Source organism: Chryseobacterium turcicum, assembly GCF_021010565.1.
In the GTDB taxonomy this organism is placed as follows: domain Bacteria; phylum Bacteroidota; class Bacteroidia; order Flavobacteriales; family Weeksellaceae; genus Chryseobacterium; species Chryseobacterium turcicum.
The window spans coordinates 1,348,875-1,365,904 of sequence record NZ_JAJNAY010000001.1 but is presented as its reverse complement, the minus strand read 5'-3'; the positions used below and the strand labels follow the sequence as shown (position 1 = coordinate 1,365,904).

16 protein-coding genes are annotated in these 17,030 nt (G+C 32.6%); 12 read left to right on the top strand and 4 right to left on the bottom strand.

Annotation, left to right across the window (positions count from 1 at the left end; all coding sequences use genetic code 11):
* Window positions 1-82 precede the first annotated feature (82 nt).
* The 12 genes from LO744_RS06310 (at window position 83) to LO744_RS06255 (ending at window position 13,708) form a co-directional block, all read left to right on the top strand.
* Window positions 83-1,741, top strand: coding sequence for a ribonucleoside-diphosphate reductase subunit alpha (locus LO744_RS06310; protein ID WP_230667990.1), 1,659 nt, complete (start codon window positions 83-85; stop codon window positions 1,739-1,741).
* A 376-nt stretch (window positions 1,742-2,117) separates the two neighbouring features.
* Window positions 2,118-5,573 (top strand): T9SS type A sorting domain-containing protein, encoded by a 3,456-nt coding sequence (locus tag LO744_RS06305; RefSeq protein WP_230667987.1) that lies wholly within the window; start codon window positions 2,118-2,120, stop codon window positions 5,571-5,573.
* A 36-nt stretch (window positions 5,574-5,609) separates the two neighbouring features.
* A complete protein-coding gene (locus tag LO744_RS06300; protein WP_230667985.1) occupies window positions 5,610-5,828 on the top strand; it encodes a hypothetical protein in 219 nt (72 codons plus the stop codon).
* 141 nt (window positions 5,829-5,969) lie between these two features.
* Window positions 5,970-6,425, top strand: coding sequence for a hypothetical protein (locus LO744_RS06295; RefSeq protein WP_230667982.1), 456 nt, complete (start codon window positions 5,970-5,972; stop codon window positions 6,423-6,425).
* Window positions 6,422-6,622, top strand: coding sequence for a helix-turn-helix transcriptional regulator (locus tag LO744_RS06290; protein WP_230667979.1), 201 nt, complete (start codon window positions 6,422-6,424; stop codon window positions 6,620-6,622). The genes LO744_RS06295 and LO744_RS06290 overlap by 4 nt, the downstream gene beginning before the upstream one ends.
* Window positions 6,623-7,087: 465 nt before the next feature.
* Window positions 7,088-8,590 (top strand): hypothetical protein, encoded by a 1,503-nt coding sequence (locus tag LO744_RS06285; protein ID WP_230667977.1) that lies wholly within the window; start codon window positions 7,088-7,090, stop codon window positions 8,588-8,590.
* Between the two features lie 6 nt (window positions 8,591-8,596).
* Entirely contained in the window at window positions 8,597-9,040 is a 444-nt protein-coding gene (locus tag LO744_RS06280) for a hypothetical protein (protein WP_230667971.1), read from the top strand.
* A gap of 26 nt (window positions 9,041-9,066) precedes the next feature.
* Window positions 9,067-9,396, top strand: coding sequence for a hypothetical protein (locus tag LO744_RS06275; RefSeq protein WP_230667968.1), 330 nt, complete (start codon window positions 9,067-9,069; stop codon window positions 9,394-9,396).
* A 35-nt stretch (window positions 9,397-9,431) separates the two neighbouring features.
* Entirely contained in the window at window positions 9,432-10,358 is a 927-nt protein-coding gene (locus LO744_RS06270) for a hypothetical protein (protein ID WP_230667965.1), read from the top strand.
* 181 nt (window positions 10,359-10,539) lie between these two features.
* Window positions 10,540-11,031, top strand: a complete 492-nt coding sequence (locus tag LO744_RS06265; RefSeq protein ID WP_230667961.1) for a hypothetical protein — start codon at window positions 10,540-10,542, stop codon at window positions 11,029-11,031.
* A 7-nt stretch (window positions 11,032-11,038) separates the two neighbouring features.
* The gene (locus LO744_RS06260) at window positions 11,039-12,661 is read left to right on the top strand and encodes a LytTR family transcriptional regulator DNA-binding domain-containing protein (protein ID WP_230667959.1); all 1,623 of its coding nucleotides are present in this window, start codon (window positions 11,039-11,041) and stop codon (window positions 12,659-12,661) included.
* A gap of 159 nt (window positions 12,662-12,820) precedes the next feature.
* Entirely contained in the window at window positions 12,821-13,708 is an 888-nt protein-coding gene (locus tag LO744_RS06255) for a DUF72 domain-containing protein (RefSeq protein ID WP_230667956.1), read from the top strand.
* A gap of 123 nt (window positions 13,709-13,831) precedes the next feature.
* Here LO744_RS06255 and LO744_RS06250 read toward each other — a convergent pair whose 3' ends face one another.
* The 4 genes from LO744_RS06250 to LO744_RS06235 all read right to left on the bottom strand — a co-directional run bounded on the left by LO744_RS06250 (window position 13,832) and on the right by LO744_RS06235 (window position 17,024).
* Window positions 13,832-14,338 (bottom strand): hypothetical protein, encoded by a 507-nt coding sequence (locus LO744_RS06250; RefSeq protein WP_230667950.1) that lies wholly within the window; start codon window positions 14,336-14,338, stop codon window positions 13,832-13,834.
* Between the two features lie 124 nt (window positions 14,339-14,462).
* Window positions 14,463-15,107: an HD domain-containing protein gene (locus LO744_RS06245; RefSeq protein ID WP_230667947.1), complete on the bottom strand. Its 645-nt coding sequence runs from the start codon at window positions 15,105-15,107 to the stop codon at window positions 14,463-14,465.
* A gap of 95 nt (window positions 15,108-15,202) precedes the next feature.
* Window positions 15,203-16,045 (bottom strand): alpha/beta hydrolase family protein, encoded by an 843-nt coding sequence (locus LO744_RS06240; RefSeq protein ID WP_230667943.1) that lies wholly within the window; start codon window positions 16,043-16,045, stop codon window positions 15,203-15,205.
* Window positions 16,046-16,136: 91 nt separating this feature from the next.
* Window positions 16,137-17,024, bottom strand: coding sequence for a ribokinase (locus tag LO744_RS06235; RefSeq protein ID WP_230667940.1), 888 nt, complete (start codon window positions 17,022-17,024; stop codon window positions 16,137-16,139).
* Window positions 17,025-17,030: the final 6 nt, after the last annotated feature.

Genomic DNA, 17,030 nt, shown 5'->3' with positions numbered 1-17,030 from the left:
TCTAAAAAAAAATAAAAACAACAGATTGCTTCGTGCCTCGCAATGATAAACGGGCATTGAAGTATCGAGAACAATATAAAAAATGGAAGAACAAAACAACAACATCTGGTGGCTCAACGAAGAATCTGAGCAAATGCTGAATAGAGGTTACCTTTTGAAAGGGGAAACCGTAGACGGTGCAATCGACAGAATCACCACTGCTGCAGCAAAAAAATTATACAAACCTGAACTACAACCAGCTTTCAAGGAGATGATCATGAAAGGATGGATTAGTTTTTCTTCTCCGGTATGGGCGAATATGGGAACGCAGAGAGGTCTTCCAATCTCTTGCTTCAATGTACATATTCCAGACAGCATTGAGGGAATTACCCACAAAATGGGTGAGGTTATCATGCAGACCAAAATTGGAGGTGGAACTTCGGGATATTTCGGTGAACTTCGTAACAGAGGAACTGCGGTGACCGATAACGGAAAATCTTCTGGTGCGGTTTCGTTTATGAAACTTTTTGACACTTCAATGGATGTTGTATCGCAAGGTGGTGTAAGAAGAGGTGCTTTTGCGGCGTATCTTGATGTTGACCACGGTGATATTGAAGAATTTTTATCAATTAAAGATATCGGAAGCCCTATTCAGAACCTTTTTACAGGAATTTGTGTACCAGATTACTGGATGCAAGATATGATTGACGGTGATGCCGACAAGCGTAAAATCTGGGCGAGAGTTTTGGAAAGCCGTCAGCAAAAAGGTCTTCCTTATATTTTCTTTACCGATAACGTGAACAGAAACAAACCTCAGGTTTATAAAGACCTTGGATTAACGATTAATGCAAGTAATCTTTGTTCGGAAATTATGCTTCCGTCTACAAGACAGGAATCTTTCATCTGCTGTTTGTCTTCGATGAACTTAGAATTGTACGACGAGTGGAAAGATACAAACGCAGTACAATTGGCAATCTATTTCCTTGACGCTGTTTTGTCTGAATTTATCGAAAAAACGGAAGGAAATTATTACCTTCAGGGAGCAAGAGACTTCGCAATGCGTCACAGAGCTTTAGGTTTAGGCGTTTTGGGTTACCACTCTTATCTTCAGAAAAATATGATTCCTTTTGAGAGTTTTGAGGCGACGCAGTTTAATGCAAGAGCTTTCAAACACATCAGAGCGCAAGCGGATATTGCGTCAAAAGAATTGGCAAACATCTACGGAGAACCGGAAATCTTAAAAGGTTACGGAATGAGAAATACAACGGTAATGGCGATTGCTCCTACCACTTCTAGTTCTGCGATTTTAGGACAAACGTCTCCTGGAATTGAGCCTTTTGCTTCAAACTATTACAAAGCTGGTTTGGCGAAAGGAAATTTCATGCGTAAGAATAAATACTTAGCAAAATTGTTGGAAGCGAAAGGTCTTGACAATGAGGAAACATGGAGAACAATTATGTTGAATCACGGTTCAGTACAACATTTAAATGAATTGTCTGACGAAGAAAAAGCAGTATTTAAAACGTTTAAAGAGATTTCTCCGATGGAGATTATTTCTCAGGCGGCACAAAGACAACAGTACATCGACCAGGCTCAGTCTCTGAACTTGCAGATTCCTGCTACAATGCCAGTAAAAGACGTAAATTATCTTTACATCGAAGCTTGGAAAAAAGGAGTGAAAACTTTGTATTACCAAAGAAGTTCATCTGTTTCTAAAGAAATGATGGTGAATTTTGTGAGCTGTTCGGCTTGTGAAGCTTAAGTTTTAAGAGCAAAGTAAAAAGTAAAAGGAGCCAAGTTGGCTGTGAATATATTTAAACCGTAGAAATTTTTCTGCGGTTTTTTTTTTGTTAAAATAAAATAATCTTGTTGGAAAATACAGACACAAAAAATCAAAGATTTTGAGCAAGAATATTTGCCCCTTAACACAGTATCTAAAGAATATTTTGCGTCTTTGCAAGAGCTAACTATTTAGGTTAAAAAAGTTTAACAAATAATACCCTACTTGGTGATAAATTACATTTATAAATCTAAATTGAAAAATTTGTAAAATATTTTAACTCAGAAACAAAATCAATTCATATATTTGTTACATCAGTTTTCTATTGAAATGAACTGATACTTAAAAACATAATGACATGAAAAAAATTTTATTTACACTTAGTGTAAGCTGTTTTTCTATAGCTTATGCCCAAAATCTAAATTTTGCAGATTCTAAATTTAAAGCTTTAATCTTAAGCTCTACTACTACCAACCAAATCGCCAAAGATTTAAATGGAAACTTTATTGCTATCGATGTAAATGGTGATGGTGAAGTTCAGGTTTCGGAAGCGCAACAGGTGAAAACACTCAAGATCAAACAAGATCCAAACCTGATGTATATTGATCCTACCAAAGATCTTGAGGTTTATGATCCAGACAATATCAATGTCAATTATTACAATTCACATTTACCGGATGGAGTTACAGATGCATTATTATTTCCAAACATGGAAGAATTGTATGTTGTAATGGCGAAATCTTTCAATATTAATTTTATCAATAACAATAAAATAAGAATTGTTAAGGGTAATCCTCGTTATTATAGCTCGACATTTCAAGATACTACTGTATCAAGTAATCTTACTTTTGATAATTGCTCAAACTTACAGAATATTGCTGATGTTGTCGCTTCTGTATTAGTAGATCCTTGGCATGGCTCTGGAGATATTTTAAGAATTAAAAATTGCTCACAGATTAATAGCACCGCACTAATTAGCTTTAGTGAAATAAAAGAACTTTATATTGAAAATTCAAATATCAGTAATTTAAGTATTGATTCCTGTCCGCTTCTTACTAAAATTCATGTTCCAAATTTAAGCACATTAACTAAAATTTCGTCTTCGCATTATAATACTTCTAATTATTGGAGCCCTCTCGCTCAAAATCAGTACATAGAGCTTGTTGCCAATAACTGTATTAATTTAGAGGAAATAACTGTATCCAATCATGGTAACAATAATACAGGTAATTATTTTACCTCAGTAAATATAAATGGATGTACTGCATTAAAAAAATTATCCGGACTTAATGATCCTTCGGTCGATTTTTCGACAGCCGGTCTTATAAATCTGGAAGAACTAGATTGCTCGTATCAAAACAAATACACCTATGCTTCAAATACCTCTGGAAGTGCGATACTTGGAAATGTTAATTCTATAAACCTTTCAGGACTTCAAAAATTAAAAAAACTTACGGCATACAATCAGCGAATTAACAATATTAACTTTGCTGTATGTCCGCTACTTGAAGAAATAAATTTAGTCAATACTATTATTTTTATTAGTAGTATTGATGTAAATAATTTGGTCAATCTGCATACATTAAATTTATCTGCTACAGACCTACTGATAACTCTTAAAAAACTACAACAAATTAATGCTCAAAATTGTACAGCATTAGTAAATTTAGAAATATTTGGAAACGATGATTTGCATACCCTAAATCTACAAAACTGCTCAAGTTTAAAAAGTTTAAAAATTGGTGAACAAATAAATTATTCATATTACATTAGCTATTTCCCCGAATTTACTAATCTAAATATAGCGCAATGTACATCTCTTGAAGACCTACTCATTTGGAATACAAAAATAAATAACTTAAATACTTCTGATTGTACGCAATTAAAATCATTAAAACTTTCAGGAAATAATTTTCATAATCAAATAGATTTATCAAACAATCTAGCTTTAGAAAATTTAGAAGTTCAATATTCGCCTTTATTGACGAATTTTAATTTATCCAATAATGTTAATTTAAAAACTGTTCTTGCTAAGACTTGTCCTCTAATCACACAATTAGATCTTTCTGGTGCTTCTCATTTAGAAATTATTAGTTCACATGATATGGCAAATCTTACTTCTATAAATGTAAGAAATAGTTCTAATGAAGCCATAAGTCTCCAAAATTATAACAGCAATTTATCCGTTTGTGTAGATGATACCCAATTGATTGGATTACAGACTACATATCCTAATGTAAACTTCTCAACAAGTTGTAACAATCTATTCACTACAACATGGAACGGAACAAGCTGGTCAAACGGAACACCGTCATCAATAGCAATTGTGGTTTTAACGGGCTCTTATTCCACTGCTTCGCAACCAACTTTCACAGCTAAAAATATTATTATTCAGAACAGTGGTATTTTAGAAATCACTTCAGGTAATACCATTTCAGCTGTAAATGTAACAGTGGAAGATGGAGGTAACCTTATTCAGAAAGACGGTTCTAATTTATCTTATTCAGGAGCTTTTAAAACATTGAAAAACGGAACGAGCGAGGTTAATAAATATGCATTTTGGACCTCTCCAGTTGTTGGTCAGAATTTAACGAATATTTATACAGGGGCAACGCCGGCGTTTATTACAGAATACGACACCGCAACTGATAATTATGTAAATGCATCTTCTACAACTTCTGTATTCGGTAAAGGCTATTCTATAAAAACTCCGGTTGCAAACGCTGCTTTAGTTTTTGAAGGTACCCCAAATAACGGAACGCAAACTTTTTCATTGGCTACTTCAGGAAACGGATTCAATTTAATAGGAAACCCCTATCCTTCCAACTTAAACTTAGGAGCTTTTTATACCGTAAACTCGGCTAGAATTTCAAGTACATTCTATTTCTGGGATAACAAAAGCACGAATGTAACGCTTCAAAACGGTGCTACGACTACCAATTACGGATATGCTACTTTCAATGCTGCTAACAGCGCCAACCCTACTTGGGTTCCGGCTCCAAATGATAACGGAGGAACGGCCGTTGTTCCAATGGGTACAGTTGCGAATATTGGTCAAGGATTTATTATTAAGACTTTAAATGCTTCTGTTGATACATCTTTAACCTTTAATAACGAAATGAGAAGTGCAACAAACGCAACCTTCTTTAATAAAGATAATTCCTCAACAGAAGGTAAATTTTGGTTAAAGTTAAACTCTGAATACAATACCAATAATACTTTTGCGGTAGATTATACAAACGGAGCCTCAGATTCATTTGATAATTATGATTCTAAAGCAATAGGAACTGGTTCTGATGCTTTCTACACCTTAGCTGATGCACAAAAATTAATCATTCAGGGGAAAGAAAGTTTTGATATCAATGATGTAGTTCCTGTAGGAGTAAAACATTTCCAAAATGGTGCTTTTACTATAGCATTAGTAAAAAAAGAAGGATTATTTGATAACGGACAGGCTATTTACCTACACGATAAAGTAACAGGTACTTATACCAATCTTCAAAATGGAGTTTATTCATTTACGGCCAATGCAGGAGAAAACACCAATAGATTTGAGATTGTTTACAAACTTAGTGTTTTGGCAACTGCTGAAGTTAAAAAAGATGCTTTTGAAGTGTATAGAGATGGACAAGATTTTATAGTGAGAAACGATAAAAATATTGAAAAAATAGAAATATTTGATGCGGCTGGAAGAAAAATTCAGACTATTAATGAAAACTCTAAACTCATTCGTGTACAACTTAGCTCTAAAGGTGTTTATATCTTAAAGGCATTGTCAGCAGGGAAAGAGTACTCAAAAAAAATAATTAAATAACAAGTGATGATGAAAAAGATTGTAATAATGCTAGTAATGGCACTATCCGGTGTTGCCTTTGCACAAGAGTCTTCAGATAATCCATTTGTTTATGATAATGATACTCCTGAGTTGTATGAAGAAGAAATTATTCCTGCCAATCCGGGAGACCCTAAATCGGCACCTATTGACGATTACATTCCTGCTCTTTTAATCATTGCGATTGCCTTTGTTATCGCTTATGCTAATAAAAAGAAGAATATAGTCGCTAAATGAAAAGCCCAATATTTAGATAATTCATCAATAAATTTAAAAACCGCAGAATTTTTTCTGCGGTTTTTATTTTCATTAACATGTAAAATAAACTTTACATTTTGTAAAATATTTTTTACATTTGATTGATTAAAAATTACAAACATGAATACTTTACAACTTTTCCCAAACCGTTACAAAAAAATAGGCTGGTTTATTTTTATTCCGTCATTAATTTTAGGAATTATTTCTTTGACAGGGATTATTGATTTCCCTGAAGTCTCGATTCCTGTATTTTATAATTCAGGATTTCCTTTAAGCAGCGAAGATTCCGGATTATTTAAAACTACAGAAGTAGATTTTTTCCCGAATCTTTTTGGAATTTTAATTATTATTGGTGGAATTCTGACAGGATTTTCAAAAGAAAAAATCGAAGATGAATACATCTCAAGTGTAAGACTGAAATCCGTATTTTGGAGCCTGATTGTAACCTACTCTATTATTCTGATTCTATTTTTAACGATATTCGGAGTACTTTTCTTTACCATCATGATTTTGATAATATTTTTACCTTTGATATTGTATGTTTTCAGATTTAACTATTTACTGCTTACAAAATGAAAAATACCATTAAAATAGAAAGAGCTTTAAAGAATATAACTCAGGAAGACTTGGCAAAAAAAATCGGTGTTTCGAGACAGACCATCAACGCTATGGAAGCTGGAAAATATGTTCCGTCAACAGTTTTAGCCTTAAAAATCGCAAAATATTTCGATAAAAAAGTGGAAGATATTTTTGAATTGGAAATTGAGGATTAGAGATTAGAGATTAGAGATTAGCAAAAAACAGAATGTTTTACTTTTGACACTAATCGTTTTTAGCTTTTATATCGTTTTAAATTTATGTTACTATAATAATAATAATAATATTGCATTCCTATGGAGTGCAATATTTTTTCACCTATTAATCTATTCTACACTTTTTTACAGAATGGAATCTATCTGATAATTTCAAACCTCAATTTTAAACCTAAAAAAATATAGGCTAAATATAGTTTTTAATAATCGTAGAGTATGTTAAAAATTCACTCTTATTACAATTTTCAGAAATAAAAATCGCTTTCAGGATAGAAAATCCACGATTAAATAAAGACTAAAATTTCGGTATTACCATTCACGCTATTTATCATTCAATTCACGACATTTTTCGTGAAATGCCTATTTTTTGACAGAAATTTGTGTGAAGATTTAACGATTTCAACACGAACTTTAAAAAAAAGTAATATGAAAAATTTAGCGAAAATTCCGATTTTATGTTTTGTGTTATTTCTGATGACACAGACATTATATGCACAAGCCAAAAAGAAAATTGTTGCACCGAAAGAAACTGTCACTTTTGTCGAAAATATTTTTAAAACCGACTTAGAGGGCGCTACTCTACTTTTAGATGAAGAGTTGTCACAAGTTGGGGTTGTTTTTAAAAAAGTACAAGACGAAAAAAATTACATCTATGATGACCAACTGAAAAAAACAGATACTATAAATTCTATTTTAAAATATCTGATAACTGATGACAATTATCAATTTACTCTGATTGCAGATAAAAACAATGCCGTTGTAGGTTTCTCACTCAACAATTATCCTGTAAACAATGATTTGTTTCCCAAAATTATTCAAAAACTAGGCATTAAAGACTGGAGCCTTGTAGAAACAAAAGGAGAACGCTCTCTCTACAAAAGAGGAAAACTTTTTGCCAACATCAGCTCGGGAGAGTATTTCAGTTGTGATGTATTTGTTCCGGCTGTATTGCCAGCAAGTCAAGCGATAGACTCACTCACTTTACGTTCTTCGTTTGCAGAAAATGTAGATTTCACAAGAGAATTGATGACCAAGATGGGATTTAAACTTTTATCTGCAAAAAAACGTGCTGTTTACAATAAAACCGATACTCCGGCTTATGATTTTGTAAGCTATTATCAAACTCTGTATTACAATCAGGGTACTGAAGTAACAGTCGTGATGAATGAAAATAAAAAAAATAGCATCATCATCTCAAATCCCAATGCTATCATTTTTAGCACCTTAAAAACAAAACTTATTGATAATACCTGGAATCAGAGATATACCAATTCTGTATACGACATGTCATATTACAGAAAAAACAATAACATGATAAGTATTTCTCCCAGTATGAATCAAATACAGTTGTATTCGGTAGCTTCTCTGGATGATAATGAAACTAAACTAGCCTATGGAAGCTTGCTCTATCTCTCTGAGCTAGAAGACATCTACAGTGGTTTTTCTTATGAAGACAGAGTAGCGTATATGAATGACCATTTTGCGACAAGCAATGTTTATGACAGTCCAAATTTTGTCATTAAGAAAAAAGGAGCAACCATACGATATATTTTCTACGACGACAAAACATCTAAAGAGTACTGGGGACTGAAGTATAGCGTAGATAACGACAACTCTACAATGGCAAATCAGTATTATAAAAATATGGTAGAAAATTATACTTCGCTTACCAGCCGAGATTTTACACTTACTACAGGAAAAAATACTTTACCAAACCGAACTCAGTTTTATGATAAAACCATCTATATGGCAAATGCTGCAAACCAGCAAGCTAAAGAAACAGCCCAGCTTTTGGCAGATCAAAGAGCAGCTGCCGAACAAAAGCAACGAGATATATTGAGAGAGCAGGAAAAAGCCCGCAGAAATGCAGAGCTTACCAATACCATCAACCAAACAACCAATGAACTTTTAAAACTTTTACAAAAATAAAATATCATGAAAACTACCCTATTTTTTTTAATCGTTTTTGCGACTCATTTTATGCATGCACAACAAGATGAGGGGGCCGCAAAACTTAATGAATGTAAGAGATATACAATTGAGCTTTTGAATAACAATACTAAAAATGATGACCTTACCAATTGTCTGGTATCACTTGCTATGAAAGGCGGTAACTATGTAGAACAATATAACGGCTGGATGAGCCAGGTTACCCAAAATTCTAAAGAGCAACTTCAGCAAGAGCTTGATTTATTGGAAAATCAAAAGCAACAGGCTACTGAGATAAGAAAGCAAAGCTTTAATTCTATGATGGATAATGTGACCCAAAATCTTCAGAATAAAACACAGCAAAATTCTTATCAAAAAAAATCTTCAGGATCGGGAACCACTGCAAGAGACTGTGTAAACCGACCAGGATATGGATGTGGACAACAATAAATGTTTAATCATTAAAAATTAACATGATGAAAACACTACTAACATCAATATTACTTTTTGGCATTTCACTTTACAATGCCCAAAATTCGCAGGATACGATTACTATAAAAAGAGCTTTATTAATAAAAGAAGGAAACTCTTATTATATCTATGACAAAAACGAATCATGTCTTTTCACAAAACTCAATACAGTTTCACAAAAAGAAGAATTACTACCGGTTTGCTTTGGAGATTTGTACAATGCCTACTTAGATAGTGATAAAAAAATACTACAAAAAATAACCTTGAAAGAAGCCAAAAAAAACATCGATAAACCACAAAAATTTGAAGAGATTATCACCTTAACCGATTTCTAAAATATATTCATAACATAATTTTAAAATTAAATATTATGAAAAATCTAGCAATCATAAAAAGCTATGCTTTCATAGCATTCATGTGTTTTTCTCTTGTACCTATTTCTGCTTTTTCACAGATGAAAACAGAAAACAAAAAAGGAAATCAGGGAATGGCAACAGGCGGTTACAAACCAAACAAACAAGAAGCGTCTCCAAAAAAAACTATCAATTATGAAAGTGGGAATTATGAAAACGAATGTTATAGAAGTTTTGCATTTACAGTAAAGAATTATGGCTACAATAAGGATGGAAATTTTTACTCTTGGGGAGTTTCTGTAAAAAACAAATATTCAAAAGCGGTGCAGCTAAAATATAAGCTCATTGTTGGCAATGACAATACGCAAGTCGGGACACTTACTTACTACATTAAGCCAGACGAAACTTACTCTAATGATTTTGGAAAAGTAAAAGCAATAATTGTAAATAATAACTCTGACCAGTTTAAAATCGAAGTCTCTGAAGTTTGTTTTGAAGGACAGGATTGTAGAAAAAATGGATATTTAGATTGTAATGGAAGACAAAGTAATGCTCACTTAACGAATTCCAAAAGTGAACAAAAAGAAGATATTACAGAAAATATTACACCTGCCACAAATCTATTTGACAAAAACAAAGGTTACGAAACACACAGAAATTACATTAAAGATTTGCTAATTTCAGCAGGATTTAATTTTGTATCATTTGAAGGAGATAATTCTGCAAGATATATTTTTGAAGAATTCAAGGTGAGTTATTCTCCCAAATTAGCTCCACCTTATTACATTAGAAACCTGCACTTTGACAATATTAAATCGAGAGCATTTTATCTTAAACTTTATAAATTAATGGGTTGTGAAAGTGCTTCGGATGGAAGAAAATGTACAAAATTTGCAACAGAAAGAAGTGGTAGTGACAATTGGTTTGATGTCGGAATTGAATAAAAACTGTCATAAAAAGTTATTATTAATACAAATGACCAAATTCATAATTAAATTTTCAATCTTTATAAAACAAGTATTTTGTTTAGAAATAACCAATAGCCATTTCCCTAGCCTCGTATATTTTAAAAAATTTGTGGGGCTTTTATTAGAAAGGTGTAAATTTATTAAAACGAATAATACCATGGATATCATAAAAGAAATAATAACTCAAGCCAGACAATTTGAAGGTGAAAACGAAACCGATGGGCAAAACCGCTCACCTTTTATTGATAAAATAAATATCTGGATGCCACTTGCTGAATTGGGAGACCCTTACTGTATGACAGGAATTTGCTATACTTTACATCTTTTGGAAGAACAATTATTCATTAAATTTGATTTACCAAAACATCCCGGTGCTATCGATTTTTATGAATTGGCAAAACCAAAATACAAAACCCATCTTTTCGAAATCGGGAATCTGGTATTTTGGAAATTCAAAACCGGACCTCACGGCCATGTTTCTATCATCATAGGAGAACCAGATGAAAACGGAAATTTCCCTGCATTTGAATTTAATGTTGTGGTAGGTGATGAAGCGGGTGTTTTTGAAACCGTTAGAAATACAAAAGGAGATTCTGATTTAGACTTTTACGGCCTATTGAATATTTCAACCGCTTGGAAAGCTAAATAACATTACAATGTTACCAAAATTCGGTTTTATAAAGATACCAAAACTTTTGTTTTTATTTGGAATATTTTTATTCCAGACCCTTGCGTTTTCGCAGCAGAAGAGCATTATTTTTTCGCCAGAAACAGACAGTATTTCTTTATATAAAAATGCTCAGATTGCTTATACCAATCAAGAAAATTTATCTGCTACATTTATCAATGAGCTAGATTTTAAACCATTTAACGCATCCATTTTAAAGCAATATCCAATTCCTGACACTTTGCAATATGCGGTTATAAAATTCAGTATTCTTAATAATCAAGAAAAAGATACACACCTTTATCTTTCCGCAAAACAAGACATTGCCTACATGCAGGCTTATGAGTTAAAAGACTCGTATTATCAATTGGTTGCAAAAACAGGTTATGCCAATAGGATTTCAGATTTTTCTCTCAAAAGTAATGACAGACAACTCATATTAAGTCTAAAAAAAAATAAAACAAGTCACTATATTGTCTATCTTAAAAAATATAAATACATCCTTCCGATTCCTGAAATAGAACTTCAAAGTGAAACAAAATATCTGAAAGACTTCGAAAAAAAGCAAAGTAAGCCCTTGAGTTTATACTTTTTGTTTACCGTTTTTATTGCAGGATTCCAGTTCGCTTTGCTTCTGTTTGGAATTTTTAAGATGTATGTTTTGGGGTTCAAAAAAATATATTTCTTCTTTTCACTGCAATGTCTTTTGTTTATTTTATTTTATCTGAACGAAATTCATCTTTTGGTTTTTGAAACCCGTTTTTTACCCTTCATTACCAACAAAATGGTGTATGAAGCTTTTGGAGATTTGTTTATTGTAGTATTTAATTTTCTGATTATCAGTTTTTTTGATTTAGATAAAAAGTCATTTTTATACCGTTTTTTAGTTTGGATTACAGTCTTCTGGGTTATTTTATTTTTTGTTGAAGCCTTGCCTTTTATCAATAATCCTAGCGTTATTTCAGTGTTCCGATTCATACTTAATACTGCGGCAATTGTCGATTTTATAACTTTAGCCTGTGTATTTTATTATGCGTATTTTCATAGAAATGGTTATCGCAAATATCTTTTTATCGGAATTTTGATTGCCATGATTAGTTCGTTTGAAGTAGCATTGCCAAGATTTCTCAATCTCATTAATCTCGATCCCAATTGGATTAAAATATCAGATTCTTCCTATCTTTTGCTGCAAATCTGCGACAATCTCAATTTTTGTTTTTTCTTTATTTCTTTTATTATGCGAGAAAAAGAATTGTCTCTGGAAAAAGAGTTTTTGGAAAAAGAGCATAATCAAACCGTAGATGAACTCAAAAGCCTGAGGAAAATAATAGAAAAAGAAAACATCATTTTAAAAGACAAAACCAAAATAAACCTCGATCAATTAGTCTATATAAAAGCCGACGACCACTACCTGAACGTGCATACCATCGAAAGCAAAAATCATTTTGTGAGAGGAAAACTGGCAGATATTATAGAAGAATTACCCGCTAATTTTGTAAAATGTCATCGTTCTTACATCATCAATAAAAATTATATCAAGCAGTCGCAGTCTAAATTTATAACAATGGCAGACAACTCAGAAATTCCTGTTTCACGTAATTTTAAGTTATAGTAAAGAGTATTTAGGCTCTAAATTTTTAATCGTCAATATTATTCTTTACACTTTTGAATTTGTTTAATAATATGAAATTAGAATGCTTTAAATCATATAAAAATTTATTTATATTTGTTTTAAACTAAAACCTACACCTAATCCCTAAAACCTAAGTTAATGAAATTCGGACAAGTAGAAGATCCTTCGCAAATAGATTTTACCTTACCTAAAGATCATTCTAAAACCAAAGAAATTTTAGCTCAAAATAAAAAAGGGCTTGAAAATATTTCTATTGGTTGCGCAAAATGGAATAAGACCGATTTGAAAGGCTTTTATCCAAAAGGAACGAAAGATGAATTATCTTATTACGCTACACAGTTCAATTCTATTGAGCTAAACGCCACTTTCTATGGGATGCCGAGTGCGGATCAAGTTTTAACATGGAAAGAAAAAACACCTGCAGATTTTAAATTTTTTCCAAAGATTACCAATACGGTTTCACATTTTAGAAGGCTTTTAAATATTGACGATGTAGTGACACAGTTTGCAACAGCAGTTCTTAATTTTGATGAGAAATTGGGAATGGTTTTTCTACAGCTGCATGATAATTTTAAACCAAAAGATTACGAAAGACTAGAGCAATTTGTGAATAAATGGCCGAAAGAAGTTCCTTTAGCTATAGAATTGAGAAATACAGAATGGTTTACGGATGAAGAAATTTTCGATAAAACCTGCCAGCTTTTTGAAGACAACAATATCACTAATATTATTGTAGATACAGCCGGAAGACGAGATATGCTCCACATGAGACTCACCACGCCCAATGCATTCATCAGATACGTTGGTGCCAATGCAGAAAGCGACTACGAAAGATTAGATGACTGGCTGAAGCATCTTACCCAATGGAAAAAAGACGGTTTGCAGAATCTTTATTTTTTCGTTCATCAAAATATTGAAAAGGCATCACCACTTTTGTCAGCTTATTTTATTGAAAAACTAAATAAAGAATGGAAAACCGAGCTTTCCGTTCCGAAATTAGCAGATGAAAAACCTACTTTATTTTAGAACTTGCCTAACTCTTAATCTTTATGTATTCCTTAATAATTATGCAGGTTAGAAAATAAAAAACACTAAAACAAATCTACTTAATCAGTAAAATCTGCGTGATAAATTATTTTTCATTTTAATCTACTTTTTTCTTACCAAAAGAACAAAATTGAGGAATAGTAAAAGAAAACACAAGGTTACCCAAATTCCCATCACCATATTTTGGTAATTGTCTTCTTCAATTTCTTTTTTTGCTATTGCAGAAAGTTTTTCACTTTGATTGATGTAGTTTTTCACCTCAATCATCTGATCTATATTTTTATTGGGAACAGAATGTTGCGAAAAATAAACCAGATTTTTTTTTCCCAAATATCCGGCAACCCAGTATTCATCAGATTTATTCATCTTCAGATACTCTACTCTATAATATTCTGGACGGATTTTTCCGATGTGCTTGGTTTCTAAAGGCGTATTTTTATCCAGATTATTAAGGTTGATAACATAAAAATCAAGAGGCTGCGGAAGTTTATTAATCACCTGCAATGACAACGAATTGTTTACAACCCCTATCACCGACTTTTTGATAAACCAATACGTAAAAACAGAAACCGCAAAAACAACACTTGCAATTCTGAAAAGTTTAGCCAACTGCCCCAATTTTCCTTTTTTCAGCTTTGAAAAAAAAAGCGAGAAAACCAGCGAAAGAAAAATAACAAAAATGATAAATCCCATAAGTGCAAAGATACTTATTTAAAGATTGTTGATGAGATTCTTAATCTACATTCCATTCTTTCATAAACTGGTCGAGGAAAGTCAGCATAAACTGGTGTCTTTCTTCGGCTATTTTTTTGCCTTCATTTGTATTCATCAAATCTTTCAACAGTAAAAGTTTTTCGTAGAAATGATTCACCGTTGTTCCATTTGATTTTTTATATTCTTCTTTCGACATATTAAGTTTTGGCTGAATATCGGGGTGATACATCATATTATTTTTAAAACCACCGAAATTAAACGTTCTTGCCACTCCAATGGCGCCAATTGCATCGATTCTGTCGGCATCTTGTACAACTTTAAGCTCGATTGGTAGATTTTGAGGGACTTCACCTCTATTTTTAAATGAAATATTCTGAATAATAAATAAAACCTGCTGAATAATTTCTTCCTCAACATTTTGAGTTTCTAAAAATTCTCTTGAAATTTTTAAAGCTAAAGTTTCATCTCCATTATGAAATTTCGGGTCAGCAATATCGTGCAATAAAGCGGAAAGTTCTACAACATTAAGATTACAGTCTTCGGTTTGTGCGATTTTTTTAGATAATTTCCAAACTCTTTCAATGTGGAACCAATCGTGTCCGGCTTCTGCACCTTCTAGTTTTTCTTTTACAAATTGTACCGTATTTTCTATAGTGTTGTTCATTTTTTGAATTTAGTTTAATGTAAATTATGTTGAAATCCCCCGTCAAAAATTCTTACAAATTTTCGTCACCCCTCCAATGTAAAGGAATTAATTGCTTAATTTTTAATTTCGTTTAAAATAATATTCCAAAGTTTATTATTATAACTTCTGAAAAAGTTGACATGCCCGATTTCACCTTTTTCCGATTCTGAAGTCTTTAGAAATCTATAATCAGGTTTCAGATTAGAATAGACATCGTTGAGAAGACTTTTCACCCCTTTATCGGTTAACCAAGCATCATCTTCAGCGTATAAAACCATTACTTTTTGGGTTAATACTTTTGAATAATCATTGGTTTTAAGCAATAATTTTCCGGTTGATTTTCTGTTCAAAATTAAGGTTCTCCAGTCATAAGCGCAATTTTTTGGAAGACTTTCTCCCAATCCGAACCAATGCGCTGGGAAATAACCCAATAGCTCTGTGAAAAAAGGCTGTGCCAATCCGAAACCGAAAAAAGCTTCCCATTTGGTCTTCCCTTTCAGATTTCCGATAAAAGCATTTTGGGTAGCCACAAAAATAAATTTTTCAAATATTTTAGAATTTTCATTCATCCCGACTATTAGAGCACCAACAGAATGTCCCAGACAAAACTTACGATAATCGGGATAGTTTTTGAGGATAAACTCTGTGACCGTTTTAAAATCTTCATTTCCCCAAACTCGCATCGAAGCATTAAATTTTCTCATTCTATCAGGCTTCGACAGTCCTATTCCACGATAGTCATAGGTAATGACGGTAAATCCGTTTTCAGAAAAAAATTGGGCAAAAGAAAAGTAAACCTGCTGCTTTACACCTGTTGCAGAATTGATAATCAAAACCTTACCGTTAGATTTTTCAGGTTTAAAAAGATGGGTGGTCAGTTGAAATTGATCTTTAGTCGTGAGTATTAGTTTTTCCATAAGGTCTAATAAAAAAATCCACATCAAATGTGGAAATTTTAGTTTTATAAATCTCTATTAAAAAGATTTATCAATATGCATTAAATAGGGTCTATATCAAATCTTTAAGATAAGGAAGTGCTGTCTGAGCGCCTTTTCCTAGAGAAACTTTTGATGAAACAAGATTACCAAATTTCACACAGTCTTCAATGGTATTTTTATGGCACAATGCTATGGCAAAACCAGATGTAAAAGCGTCTCCCATTCCCATCTTGTACACCATACTTTCATGTTCGTTACGGAAATATTTCATTTCAGTGCCGTCAAAATAAATGGTAGAATTGGTTTCGTCTCTCACAAAAAGTTTATTCAGATATTTTTTGAAAATTTCTTCTCTTTTATCTTCTCCAAAAATAACAGTAAGCTCATTGCTTCGGGCAACGATAAAATCAACCTGATCTAATAGATGATCACTTAATTTTGCACCTGGAGATGCATACAGACCTATCATTTTACCAAGACCTTTTGCTTTTGCTATCGTATATTCGATAATCTCCATTGGGATTTCCAACTGCAAAAGAATAAGAGATGCTGAGTGAATGTATTTCTCTGCATCATCAATCTGTTTTTCGGTTAATTTTTTGTTGGAAGCAGGATCTACAACAATAGAGAAATCTCCCTTGCAACTCGTTACATAAGCAATACCGGTAGCCTCCTGATCTGTTTCGTATACAAAACCTACATTCACATTTTCATTGACAAGATTACGCATGATTTGCTGCCCCAAAGGATCAATCCCTACACAACCCACAAAATGAACATTGGCTCCCAATCTTGCTGTACCCACTGCCTGATTGGCGCCTTTTCCACCAAAAAAGTTTTCAGAATGGCGAGCAATCACCGTTTCATTACAAAACGGTATTTTATCAGTATACAGTATTAAATCTAGCGAACAACTGCCAATAACGACAATTTTTGGATGCTCTGAAGAAAAGTTCATAATCGT

Bases quoted from the DNA above. Each gene is read 5' to 3' on its own strand.
- LO744_RS06310 (WP_230667990.1), top strand. From the start codon at position 83: ATGGAAGAACAAAACAACAACATCTGGTGGCTCAACGAAGAATCTGAG.
- LO744_RS06305 (WP_230667987.1), top strand. From the start codon at position 2,118: ATGAAAAAAATTTTATTTACACTTAGTGTAAGCTGTTTTTCTATAGCT.
- LO744_RS06300 (WP_230667985.1), top strand. From the start codon at position 5,610: ATGGCACTATCCGGTGTTGCCTTTGCACAAGAGTCTTCAGATAATCCA.
- LO744_RS06295 (WP_230667982.1), top strand. From the start codon at position 5,970: ATGAATACTTTACAACTTTTCCCAAACCGTTACAAAAAAATAGGCTGG.
- LO744_RS06290 (WP_230667979.1), top strand. From the start codon at position 6,422: ATGAAAAATACCATTAAAATAGAAAGAGCTTTAAAGAATATAACTCAG.
- LO744_RS06285 (WP_230667977.1), top strand. From the start codon at position 7,088: ATGAAAAATTTAGCGAAAATTCCGATTTTATGTTTTGTGTTATTTCTG.
- LO744_RS06280 (WP_230667971.1), top strand. From the start codon at position 8,597: ATGAAAACTACCCTATTTTTTTTAATCGTTTTTGCGACTCATTTTATG.
- LO744_RS06275 (WP_230667968.1), top strand. From the start codon at position 9,067: ATGAAAACACTACTAACATCAATATTACTTTTTGGCATTTCACTTTAC.
- LO744_RS06270 (WP_230667965.1), top strand. From the start codon at position 9,432: ATGAAAAATCTAGCAATCATAAAAAGCTATGCTTTCATAGCATTCATG.
- LO744_RS06265 (WP_230667961.1), top strand. From the start codon at position 10,540: ATGGATATCATAAAAGAAATAATAACTCAAGCCAGACAATTTGAAGGT.
- LO744_RS06260 (WP_230667959.1), top strand. From the start codon at position 11,039: ATGTTACCAAAATTCGGTTTTATAAAGATACCAAAACTTTTGTTTTTA.
- LO744_RS06255 (WP_230667956.1), top strand. From the start codon at position 12,821: ATGAAATTCGGACAAGTAGAAGATCCTTCGCAAATAGATTTTACCTTA.
- LO744_RS06245 (WP_230667947.1), bottom strand. From the start codon at position 15,107: ATGAACAACACTATAGAAAATACGGTACAATTTGTAAAAGAAAAACTA.
- LO744_RS06240 (WP_230667943.1), bottom strand. From the start codon at position 16,045: ATGGAAAAACTAATACTCACGACTAAAGATCAATTTCAACTGACCACC.
- LO744_RS06235 (WP_230667940.1), bottom strand. From the start codon at position 17,024: ATGAACTTTTCTTCAGAGCATCCAAAAATTGTCGTTATTGGCAGTTGT.